The 10,830-nt window shown below is 67.9% G+C and carries 11 protein-coding genes and 2 tRNA genes; 5 read left to right on the forward strand and 8 right to left on the reverse strand.

Annotated elements, in window-relative coordinates:
- Positions 1-3: 3 nt before the first annotated feature.
- The 5 genes from O9335_RS13220 (at position 4) to O9335_RS13240 (ending at position 5,280) form a co-directional block, all read left to right on the forward strand.
- Entirely contained in the window at positions 4-942 is a 939-nt protein-coding gene (locus tag O9335_RS13220) for an agmatinase (RefSeq protein ID WP_298388860.1), read from the forward strand.
- A 109-nt stretch (positions 943-1,051) separates the two neighbouring features.
- Positions 1,052-2,602, forward strand: a complete 1,551-nt coding sequence (locus tag O9335_RS13225; RefSeq protein ID WP_298388862.1) for an ABC transporter substrate-binding protein — start codon at positions 1,052-1,054, stop codon at positions 2,600-2,602.
- 124 nt (positions 2,603-2,726) lie between these two features.
- Positions 2,727-3,629: a LysR family transcriptional regulator gene (locus O9335_RS13230; RefSeq protein ID WP_298388864.1), complete on the forward strand. Its 903-nt coding sequence runs from the start codon at positions 2,727-2,729 to the stop codon at positions 3,627-3,629.
- Positions 3,629-4,246, forward strand: coding sequence for a M15 family metallopeptidase (locus tag O9335_RS13235; RefSeq protein ID WP_298388865.1), 618 nt, complete (start codon positions 3,629-3,631; stop codon positions 4,244-4,246). Before O9335_RS13230 ends, O9335_RS13235 begins: the two co-directional genes overlap by 1 nt.
- Positions 4,246-5,280 (forward strand): LD-carboxypeptidase, encoded by a 1,035-nt coding sequence (locus O9335_RS13240; protein ID WP_298388867.1) that lies wholly within the window; start codon positions 4,246-4,248, stop codon positions 5,278-5,280. Before O9335_RS13235 ends, O9335_RS13240 begins: the two co-directional genes overlap by 1 nt.
- 33 nt (positions 5,281-5,313) lie before the next feature.
- On the opposite strand, the gene O9335_RS13245 is transcribed toward O9335_RS13240, so the two are convergent.
- The 8 genes from O9335_RS13245 to tolB form a co-directional block, all read right to left on the reverse strand.
- The gene (locus O9335_RS13245) at positions 5,314-5,661 is read right to left on the reverse strand and encodes a PilZ domain-containing protein (protein ID WP_298388869.1); all 348 of its coding nucleotides are present in this window, start codon (positions 5,659-5,661) and stop codon (positions 5,314-5,316) included.
- 290 nt (positions 5,662-5,951) lie between these two features.
- A tRNA-Lys gene (locus O9335_RS13250) sits at positions 5,952-6,027 on the reverse strand.
- Between the two features lie 78 nt (positions 6,028-6,105).
- Positions 6,106-6,181 (reverse strand) — tRNA-Lys (locus O9335_RS13255).
- A gap of 28 nt (positions 6,182-6,209) precedes the next feature.
- Positions 6,210-7,025 (reverse strand): ThiF family adenylyltransferase, encoded by an 816-nt coding sequence (locus O9335_RS13260; RefSeq protein WP_298388871.1) that lies wholly within the window; start codon positions 7,023-7,025, stop codon positions 6,210-6,212.
- Positions 7,022-8,095 (reverse strand): YeeE/YedE family protein, encoded by a 1,074-nt coding sequence (locus O9335_RS13265; protein ID WP_298388873.1) that lies wholly within the window; start codon positions 8,093-8,095, stop codon positions 7,022-7,024. Before O9335_RS13265 ends, O9335_RS13260 begins: the two co-directional genes overlap by 4 nt.
- Before the next feature lie 61 nt (positions 8,096-8,156).
- Entirely contained in the window at positions 8,157-8,927 is a 771-nt protein-coding gene (gene ybgF / locus O9335_RS13270) for a tol-pal system protein YbgF (protein WP_298388875.1), read from the reverse strand.
- Positions 8,927-9,457 carry an OmpA family protein gene (locus O9335_RS13275; protein ID WP_298388878.1) on the reverse strand — a complete coding sequence of 177 codons (531 nt, stop codon included), beginning with the start codon at positions 9,455-9,457 and terminating at the stop codon, positions 8,927-8,929. Before O9335_RS13275 ends, ybgF begins: the two co-directional genes overlap by 1 nt.
- Before the next feature lie 93 nt (positions 9,458-9,550).
- A complete protein-coding gene (gene tolB, locus O9335_RS13280; RefSeq protein WP_298388880.1) occupies positions 9,551-10,828 on the reverse strand; it encodes a Tol-Pal system beta propeller repeat protein TolB in 1,278 nt (425 codons plus the stop codon).
- Positions 10,829-10,830: the final 2 nt, after the last annotated feature.

Below are 10,830 nucleotides of genomic sequence, written 5' to 3' on the forward strand. Positions count from 1 at the left end.
GCCTTGACCCAATTCGCTTACCTCCACCACCCTGGCTTCTTGCAATTGCCGCTGGCCCAACCAGGCAGTTCGGCGGCGCCCTTTGCCATCGCCGGCATCGCCTGGGACGGCTCCACCACCCACCGCCCCGGCGCCCGCATGGCCCCGGCCGCCATCCGCCGCGCCAGCGCCATGCTGTGCGACGCCCACCACCCCTTGTTCGACACCAGCCCCCAAGGCCGCGCCGTCGACCTGGGCGACCTGCCCCTGCCCAACACCAGCCTGACCGGCATGCGGCAGGCCCTGGCCCCCATGCTGCCCCCACTGCTGGCCGCGCACCACATGGTGTGGCTGGGGGGCGACCACTCCATCACCCTGCCCCTGCTGCGCGCCTACCGCGCCCACCATGGACGGCCCTTGGGTGTGCTGCACTTCGACGCCCACTGCGACACCTGGACCAACCACTTCGGCGAACCCAGCGGCCACGGCACCTGGGTGGCCGAAGCCTTCAACGAGGGCCTAGTGCTGCCGGAGTGCTTCGTGCAAATGGGCATCCGCTCCTCGGCCGAGCGCGCCGCGCGCGAGTTCGTGCGCGACCGCGGCGGCCTGATCTACGAAGCCCGCCGCCTGCGCGGCCTCGACGGCAGCGCCCTGCTGGACCCGGTGCTGAACGACATCCGCCAGCGCGTGGCCGCCGCCGGCCACCCCCCCCTGTACCTGAGCCTGGACATCGACTGCCTGGACCCCGCCTTCGCCCCGGGCACCGGTACGCCCGAGCCCGGCGGCCTGAGCAGCAGCCAGGTGCTCACGGTGCTCGAAGACCTGGCCGACCTGCCCTGGGTGGGGATGGACTGCGTGGAGGTGTCGCCCCCCTACGACCACGCGGAGCTGAGCAGCCAAGCCGCGGCGCACTTCGTCTGGACCTACCTGTGCGGACGGCTCAAGAGCCATAACCCAGGGTAATTACCGACCCAAGCAAACGCGCCCCGACCCGGCGGTCGCGTTCCAATAATGGGACGCCCTCCCTGCCGACCGCGTCACCGCCTTGCGACCGCTGCTTTCCGCTCTGTTGATGCTTGCCAGCTTGGCACTGGCGCCTGCGCGCGCCGCGCTGCCCCTGGTCTATTGCGCCGACGCCAGCCCCGAGGGCTTTGACCCCGGCCTGTGGGACAGCAGCAGCACCAGCAACGCCACCAGCCCCATGTTCCAAGGCTTGGTGGCCTTTCGGCGCGGTGGCACCGAACTGGAGCCGCTGTTGGCGGCGTCGTGGACCGTGTCACCCGACGCGCGGGTGTTCACCTTCCAACTTCGCCGCGGGGTGCCGTTCCACACCACGCCCGACTTCAAGCCCACGCGGCCCATGAATGCCGACGACGTACTGTTCAGCTTCCGGCGCTTCATCGAGCCGCAGCACCCCTGGAACCGAGCCGTTCCCTCCAACTACATCTACCCGCAAAGCCTGGGCTTGGCCCAGGCCATCGAAAAGATCGAACGCCTCGGCGACCACGAGGTTCGCTTCACGCTGCGCCAGCCCAATGTCACCTTCCTGAGCGCCTTCGCCATGTCCTTCGCCAGCATCCATTCGGCCGAGTACGCCGAGCAGTTGCTGAAGCGAGGAGAAGGCGCGCTGCTCAACCGCCGCCCCGTGGGCACGGGACCCTACCGATTCCGCAGCTACGCCAAAGACGATGTGCTGCGCCTGGAGCCGCACCCGGCGTACTGGCGGGGCGTGCAGCGCACGCCCAAGCTCATCTTCTCCATCAGCCGCGAGCCCAGCGTGCGCGTGCAAAAGCTGCTGGCGGGCGAGTGCCACATCACCGCCCCACTGCGCGACGTCGACGTGGCCGCACTGCAAGGCCGCAAGGGCATCACCTTGCTGAGCCAGCAAGCGCTCAACATCAGCTACCTCGCCTTCAACCTCAAGCGCGAGCCGGTGAACCGGCGCGAGGTGCGCGAAGCCCTGGACGTCGCCATCGACCGCAACGCCATCTTCAAGGCCCTGTTCCCGCGCGGCGACGCGCTGCAAGCCACCAGCGCCTTCCCGCCCGCCATCCCCGGCTTCAACAAGGCGCTGAAGAACGAGTACGACCCCGACAAGGCCAAGCGCCTGCTGGCCCAGGCCGGCTTTCCCAACGGCTTCGTCATCGACCTCTGGGCCCTGCCCTTGGCCCGCCCTACCAACCCCAACGGGCAGCTGATGGCCCAGCTCATCCAGCAGGACTGGGCGCGCATCGGCGTCAAAGCCACCATCAAGACCTTCGAGTGGGGCGAGTACCTCAAGCGCGCCAACAACGGCGAGCACCACGTCTACATGAGCGGCTGGAGCGGCGAGACCGGCGACGCCGACGACTTCCTCACGCCCAACCTCAGCTGCGCCGCCAACCGCACCGGCGTCAAGTTCTGCCACCCCGAGTTCGAGAAGCTCATCGACGAGGCGCGCGTCACCACCGACCAGGCCAAACGCATCGCGCTCTACGAGCAAGCCCAAGTCGTCTTCAAGCGCGAGCGCCCCTGGATGCCCATGGCCCACAGCACGGTCTACATCCCAGTTCGCGAGGGCGTCAAAGGCTTCGTCATGGCACCCAATGGCAGTGTGGACTTCGAAGGGGTCGTGCGGGAATGACCATCATGCACTTGCGCACAGCGGCCCGCGAACGGGCACCGGGCCGCCCCAATCCCGAGAACGGGTCGCTGCGCCCCCCTCGGAGGGTGGCGGAGACCCGCCGGGACGCAGACTGGAGGCGACCATGAGGTTGCGGCACATCGAGGTCTTCCACGCCATCATGCAGGCCGGCTCCATCAGTGGCGCCGCGCACCTGCTGCACATCTCTCAGCCTGCCGTCACCAAGGTGTTGCAGCACGCCGAACTGCAACTCGGCATGCCCCTGTTCGACCGCGTGCGCGGCAAGCTGCACCCCACGCCCGAAGCGCGCCGCCTGTTCGTCGAGATCGACAAGCTCAACCGCGACCTGGTCGCCATCCGCCGCCTCGCGGCCCAGCTCAAAGCGGGCGACCAAGACCAACTGCGCGTCATGGCCACGCCCACGCTGGGCGCCTCGCTGCTGCCCGGCGCCATGACCGTCTGGGCCAAGGCCTTCCCCGACAGCCGCTGCGTGCTGGCCACCAACCACACCAAGGAAATCGTCAGTGCGCTGCTGCTCGGCGAAGCCGACATGGCCCTGTCCCTGCAAGACCCCCACCACCCCGGCATCACCGCCGAGGTGCTGGCCAGCGGCCCCATGATGGCCTTGTGCCCCTTGCGCAGCCCCGAAGCCCGCCACGACGGCGCCCTGCCCGTGGCCGACATCCTGACCGAACTCATCGCCATGGTGGAAGACGATCCACTCGGCGCGCAGGTGATGAACGCCTTTGGCGCGCAGGGCGTGCAGCCACGCACCCGCATCACGGTGCAAACCTACCAACTGGCCCGTGCGCTGGTCGAGTCCGGCTTGGGCCTGAGCGTCGTCGACCCCTTCACCGCCACCAGCGCCGACCGCCAACTCGTGCGCGTACGCCCCCTCAAGCCCAGCATCCCCGTGCACCTGCACCTGCTGACCTCGGCCAAAGCGCCCCTGCCGCAAGTCGGGCGCAAGCTGGTCAAAATCCTGGCCGAGCGCACCCAAGCGGCTTTGGCCGCACTCAACGCCTGATGAGCGCCATCCCTGGCATCCCTTGCGAAGCCATCCCCGGTCACCCCGATTTCGTTGCCCTCGCAACATTGCCTGGCATCGACGTGGACCTGCGCTACGCCAGCGACGACAACTTCGTGGGCCGCCATGTCTACGGCGCGCTGGACTGCGCCTACCTCCGCCGCGATGCTGCCGAGGCCCTCTCGGCCGCCGCCCAATGGCTGGCCGCCGCCCGCCCCGGCTGGCGCCTGCGCGTGCTGGACGCACTGCGCCCCCAGCGCGTCCAAGAACGGCTCTATGCCGAGTTGGACGGCACCCCGCTGGCCATGTACCTGGCGCACCCAGAGCGTGGCTCCATCCACAGCTTCGGCATGGCCGTGGACCTCACACTGCTTGATCCCCACGGCCGCGAGGCCGACATGGGCAGCGGGTTTGACGAGATGAGCGCCCTCTCCCACCCCGAATACGAAGCCGAGCACCTGGCCCTGGGCCGACTCACCCCCGCCCACCTGACCGAGCGCGGTTGGCTGCGCCGCGCCATGCGCGAGGCCGGCTTCCACGGCATCGCCAGCGAGTGGTGGCACTTTGACTTTGGCGACCGCGTCGCGGTGCGCCGCGACCTCCCGAGGGTGTTGTGATGAAGCTGGACCGCCGCCACCTGCTGGCCACCGCCGCCGCCCTTCCGCTGGCGTCACAGGCTGCGTCCCCGATGGGTCCTGTGGGCACTCTTCGCGCGCCGGGCCTGAAGGAGGGCGACACGCTGGGCCTCATCAGCCCGGCCAACGCCACCTTCGAGCGCGAGCCGCTCCAAATCGCCATCGAATCCCTGCAGGCCCTGGGCTTCAAGGTCAAGCTCGGCCAACACGTGCGCGCCCGCCACGGCCACCTGGGCGGCACCGACGCCCAGCGCGCTGGCGACCTCAACGCCATGTTCGCCGACCCCAACGTGCAAGGCGTCATCGCGCTCACCGGGGGGAGCGGCGGCACGCGCATGCTGCCGCTGGTGGACTACGCCCAAATCCGCCGCACGCCCAAGTTCTTTGGCGGCTTTTCCGACCTGACCGCCCTGGTCAATGCCATCCACCAACAAACGGGCCTCATCACCTTCCACAGCCCGATGGCCGGCAGCGAGTGGAACGCTTTCAGCGTGGAGCACTTCAAAGCCCTGGTGATGCGCGGCGAAAGCCCCCTGCTGCGCAACCCCCAGCGCGAACTGGGCGACCACCTCGTGCAAACGCAATGGCGCACGCAAACCCTGCGCAGCGGCAAAGCCCGCGGCCCGCTCGTGGGCGGCAACCTCACCGTGCTCACCGCCATGGCCGGCAGCGCCTACTGGCCCCGCTTCCCAGGCGCCATCCTGTTCCTGGAAGACGTCAACGAGTACATCTACCGCGTCGACCGCATGCTGAGCACCCTGCGCCTGACCGGCGCTCTCAGCCAAGTCGCGGGCGTCGTGCTGGGTCAGTTCACCAACTGCAACCCTGGCGAGGGCCACGGCACGCTGACGCTGGACGAGGTTTTCGACGAATACCTGCTGCCCCTCAATGTGCCCGTGTACCGCGGGGCCATGGTCGGTCACATCAAGCGCAAGTTCACCCTGCCGGTGGGAGCGGTGGCCGAGGTCGATGCCGACGCCGGCACCTTGCAGATGCTGCACCCCAGCGTGTCGTGACCCGAGTGCAATGGCGGCGCAAGCCACCTCGTTTCACGACCTGACGTAAGCGTCGATCGCCTCGATGGTCTGCGTGCTGGCCGACGTGAAAGCCAAGCCGATCGAGAAGCCATCATGCCGACCGCTGAGCACGCTGTAGACCACCTTGCCCGTGACCTCAATCGGCACCCACCTGGCGCCAGGCATTGGCAGCGTCAATCGCACCGTCATCACCAAGTTGGCCGGCGGATTGGCCGCGGCCACGAAACCCAGCCCACCACGGCTGATGTCGATCGTCCGAACCGCCAGCGGCGCGTGCCCAGCCACCACCACGTTGGCCGTGGTCTTGAGCAGACGCCGCCGATCCTTGCGCTGGTCTTTGGAACTGATGGGAGCCGTCATGGTCAGAGAGACTATGCGCGACACCCTCATCACCCGGCTGCTCACCGGTGGCGAGGAAGCCGAGGGAGCGTGAAATCCGACACTGCCCAAGCCCCCGAAAACGCAAAGGCTTCCTCACCCCGATCGGCCCCAGCGAGAACGGTTCTTGCCGAGTTTGAAGCCGGTCCAGCCATTTCCAGCCATTTCCAGCCATCGTCGGCCTGAAACCGGCAACGATGGACGTCCAAAACAAAACCCGCACGCGGCGGGTTTTGGATACCAAGCCAAGTGCTTGGTTGACTGAACGATTTTGGTGGGCCCTGTAGGATTTGAACCTACGACCAACGGATTAAGAGTCCGCTGCTCTACCAACTGAGCTAAGAGCCCGAAAGCGAAGCGCCAGATGTTAGCGCACCGTTTTCTTTGCTTCCGTGCCGGCCTGTGGCGCTTGCCACCGGTGTCGGCTGGTGGGTCGGGCGAGACTCGAACTCGCGACCAACGGATTAAAAGTCCGCTGCTCTACCGACTGAGCTACCGACCCGCCCGGGAAAGCCCGCGAGTATAGACAATCAAGGTTGCTTCTGCAAGCCTTTCTGGTGATTGCGCAAGCACTGGGCCACCAGGGCCGATGCGGCGCACAGGCCAAAGCTCGCCGTGACCATCACGCTGGACCCATAGCCTGCGCAGTTCAGGCTGCCATCCACCTCGCAGGCATCGCCCTGCTCCGCCCGAGGTCGCTGCACCGCTTCGCGACTGAAGACGCATCGCACGCCCAGCCGTCCCTGGCGGGGCGCGCCGTGCTCGCGCCGCAAGCGGGCGCGCAAGCCCGCCAGCAGCGGGTCGTGCGTCACATCCGACAGATCGGCCTCGTCCACCGCCTGCGCCTGTTGTTTGCCACCCGCCGCGCCCACGCACACGAAGGGCAGGCCGGTTCGCCGCGCCCACGCGGCCATGGCGGCTTTGGCCGACGACTGGTCGCAGGCATCGATGACACCGTCGAGCTGCGGCGACTCGAGGCCATCGCCCAAGACGGCGGGCCAGTTGTCGGGCTCGACGAATGCATCCACCACGCGCACGGCGCAGGCCGGGTGGATGGCACCGATGCGCTCGCGCAAGGCTTCGCCTTTGTGCTGACCCAGGGTCTGCGTGGTGGCTTGCACCTGGCGATTGATGTTGGACTCCGCCACATGGTCGAGGTCCACCAGCGTGAGCGCTGCCACGCCGCTGCGGGCCAAGGCCTCCACCGCCCAAGAGCCGACGCCGCCCAACCCCACCACCGCCACGTGCAAGCCCCGGAGCCGCTGGTAGCCTTCCGGACCGTACAGCCGACGCAGTCCACCAAAGCGACGCTCGGCGTCCATCTCGCCGTCGAGATCCGCGCTCATCGGTTGACCCAGGCCATTTGCACCCGCAGGCCGATCACGGCGCCCGCCACGATGCCAGCCACGGCGATGAAACTGCCCAGGCTGAGCGTGGACACACCGCTCAAGCCCTGTCCCACAGTGCAGCCCAGCGCGGTGACCCCACCCACACCCATGAGCACGGCGCCAACGAGGTGGAACACCAAATCGTCCGTTCGGCGAAAGCCTTCCCAGCGGAACTCGCGACGCCACAACGCCATCGCCGCCGCGCCGAGCACGACCCCCAACACCGTGACGATGCCCAACTGCAACACCCGCGAGCGATCGCTGAAAAACTGCAGCCACTCGAGGGTCTGCGCCATCGGCGCGACGAAGCTCAGCGCCTCAGGGCGGTTGCTGACGGTACCCAGGTAGGCCGGCTCCAACGTGTGGGGATGTTCCGCCACGAAGGCCAATCGGCTGGTCAAGGCCCAGGTGCCCGCCACGACCAGCCCCACCACCGCGCCCCAAGCGATGCGGCGTCGCTCCCCGCGCAGCCCCAAAGCCCAAGCGGCCAGGGCGAGTGCCACAGCCAAACCGATCCACGGCCATCCGGTCAAACTGGCCACATCTTGTGCCTTCGGCAGCGTGAGCACCCAGCGGTCCACGCTGGCGTCGCGCGCCACTGCGGTGACGCCGCGCAGGGTCATCGAGGCACTGAGCCCCATCACCAGCAGCACGACCAGGGCCTTGAGGTTGCCGCCGCCAAGGCGCACCAGGGTCTTGGCGCCGCAGCCCGAGGCCCACACCATGCCCAGCCCGAACAGCAGCCCGCCCAAGGCATGCGATGCCCACAAGAGGCGCGGGCTGCCGTAAAGCGTTTGGGCTGCGCTCACCCAGCCCATCGATTGCATGAGGGCGAAGGCGCCCATGGCCACGGCCACCGCCAAGAGCCACATGCGCGCACGGGTCCAGTCGCCCATGCTCACGACATCACTCACCGCGCCCATCACACAAAAGTGGCTGCGCTGACTCACGGCGCCGAGCACCGCCGACAGCGCAAAGGCGCCCCACAGCACCATGTGGCGAAGGGCGGCGAGTTCGGCGTCGGTCATGGGCTCATCCACAAGAACAACGGCCCGCGACTGGCGGGCCGTTGGGGGCAACACAGCAGGCTTACCTCAAGGCCGCCAATCGCTCTTTGGCGGCTTGTGCGGCTTCGGTGCCAGGGTAGGTCTTGACCACGTCTTCCAGGCTGCGACGGCCGGCCTTCGTGTCTTTCAACTCGATTTGGCAGTTGGCCAGCGCCAGAGCCGCCTCCGCCGCGCGAGGGTGCGTGGCGTTGGCGCTCAAGAACGCCCGGAACGTGGCGATCGCTTCCCGGTACTGGCGCTGCCCGTACTGGGCATTGCCCAACCAGAAGCGCACCGCGTCGTTGTAGCCACTGGCCGGGAAGCGGCGCAAGAAACCTTGGTAGGCGGTGGCCGCTTCGTCGAAATCGCCCCGGCGCAGCAGGCCCATGGCGGCTTCGTACTGGTTGCGCTCTTCGGGGCTGGCTTGGAACTCTTTGCCGTCTTGGTTGACCTTGAGCGGCTCCAGTGGCTTGAGGCGGGCATCGAAGCCCTGCAGGCTGTCCGACAGGCGGCGCTGCGTGTCGGCGAAGTCGCGTGCCAACTGTTCGTTGGTGCCGCGCAGGCGCGCCACTTCGGCGCGCAGCATTTCGTTTTGGTTGGCCAGTTCGGACAGGCTGCGCCGCAAAACCGCCAGCTGATCCTGCAGGTCCTGCGCCGTGGCCATCTTCTTGCTGGCCTCTTCCAGCGCCACCACGCGGGCGCGCAGGTCGAGGATGGCCTTGCGCGCCTCGTCGTCGGCAAACAAGGCGGCCTGGCTGGACGCCGAAGCGCCCAGGGCCACGGCCGCCACCCAGCTGCGCAAGGCCAGGGCCATCACTTGTCCTTCAGCTCAACGCGACGGTTCTTGGCCCAAACGGCTTCGCCGGTGCCTTGCACGGCAGGACGCTCTTTGCCAAAGCTGACCGGCTCGGCTTGAGCGGCGGGCACGCCAGCCAGGGTCAATTGCTGCAACACGGCTTCAGCACGCTTCTGGCCCAAGGCCAAGTTGTACTCGCGGCTGCCGCGCTCGTCGGCGTGGCCTTCCAAGCTCAACTTCTGGGTTTTGATCTGCAGCAGGCGCTTGGCGTGGGCGTCCACCAAGCCGCGGTACTCGTCCTTGACCACGAAGCTGTCGAAGTCGAAGTAGACGACGCGCTTGTCGGAGACGGCCTTGGTCAGCTCAGCGCCCAGGTCCACCGGGGCCACGCGGCTCTCGGCCACAGGCTGGGTCGGCGTGGTGGGCGGCACGGTCGGACGGGTCTCGACCGGCGCGGGGGTGGCCTTGGGCTCCTCCAGCTTGGTGGTGGAGCAACCGGCCAGAGCGGCGGCGGCCAGGGCGGCCAGGGCAAAACGATGCAGCGTCATGGTGGAGAGATACGTTTAAAGGGTGGGAAAAGCACGATTGTCGCCGAGGGCGCCATTCCCCCCGGGTATTTGCTCATTTTCAGCGGGTTCTTTTCAGCGGGTTAAGGGCCCCCAAGCGGGTTCTCGGATGTCGGCATTGCTGACCACCAGCTTGGCCTTGACGCGACCATCCAGGGTGGACGTGACCAGCACGTCGCGCCCCTGGGCCCGGCTGGCATACACCAGCAGCTTGCTGTTGGGCGCAAAGCTGGGCGACTCGTCGTCTGCGGTGTCGCTGATCACCCGCACCGCCCCCGTCAGCAGGTCCATCAGGCAGGTGCGGTAAGCCCCTTCTTGGCGGCTCACGTAGGCCAACCATTTGCCATCGGGACTGACGCTGGGGCTCACGTTGTAAGGGCCGTTGAAACTGACGCGCTCCGCCGGACCGCCATCGGCCGACATGCGGTAAATCTGGGGGCCACCGCCTCGGTCGCTCACGAAATACAGCGTTCGCCCGTCGGCACTGAAGGCCGGCTCGGTGTCGATGGCCAGGGATTGGGTCAGCCGCTTGAGGCCGCTGCCGTCGCTGCGCACCATGAACAGCTGCGAGCCGCCGTCGCGGCTGAGCGTCAAGGCCAAGCGCTGGCCGTCGGGCGAAAACGCGGGCGCGCTGTTGGTGCCGCGGTAGTCGGCCAGGGTGCGGCGCGCGCCCGAGCTGATGTCCTGCACATAGACCACGGCCTTGCCCGTGTGGAAGCTCACATAGGCCACGCTGTGGCCATCGGGCGACCAGGCCGGGGAGATGATGGGTTCTGGGCTCGTCACGGCCACACGAGCGCCCTCGCCATCGGCATCGGTCACCAGCAGTTGGTAGCGGGTGCCGGACTTGGCGACATAGGCCAGTCGGGTGGCAAAGACACCGCGCTCACCCGTCAGGCGCTGGTAGATGTTGTCGGAGATGCGGTGCGCCGCCAGGCGCAGGTCGTCGGGCGGCACGGGTTGCGATTCACCACCCAAGTCCTTGCCGGCCACCACATCCCACAAGCGGTGGCGCACATCGAAGCGCCCGTCGGCCAGCCGGGTCACCGAGCCCGCGGCCAAGGCATCGGCCTGCTTCGCACGCCAGTCGGCATAGACAGGGCTGCTGAGCTCCGAGTGAGCGCCCGCACCGGCCGTGTCCACCATGCGGAACTGACCCGAGCGCTCGAGGTTGGCGCGCACGATGGCCGAGATGGGTTGAGGGGCGCGCGCTTCCTCGCGGAACTCCGGGATGGCGATGGGCAATTGCGTGGCGCCCTGTCCCGAGACTTCGACGCGGAACTGCGCCCAGGCCGAACCCGCGGCGGGCAGGGCCAGGGCACTGGCAACAAGGTGGCGGCGGCGCAAACTCATGG

This window comes from Inhella sp. (assembly GCF_027532025.1).
Classification (GTDB): Bacteria; Pseudomonadota; Gammaproteobacteria; order Burkholderiales; family Burkholderiaceae_C; genus Inhella.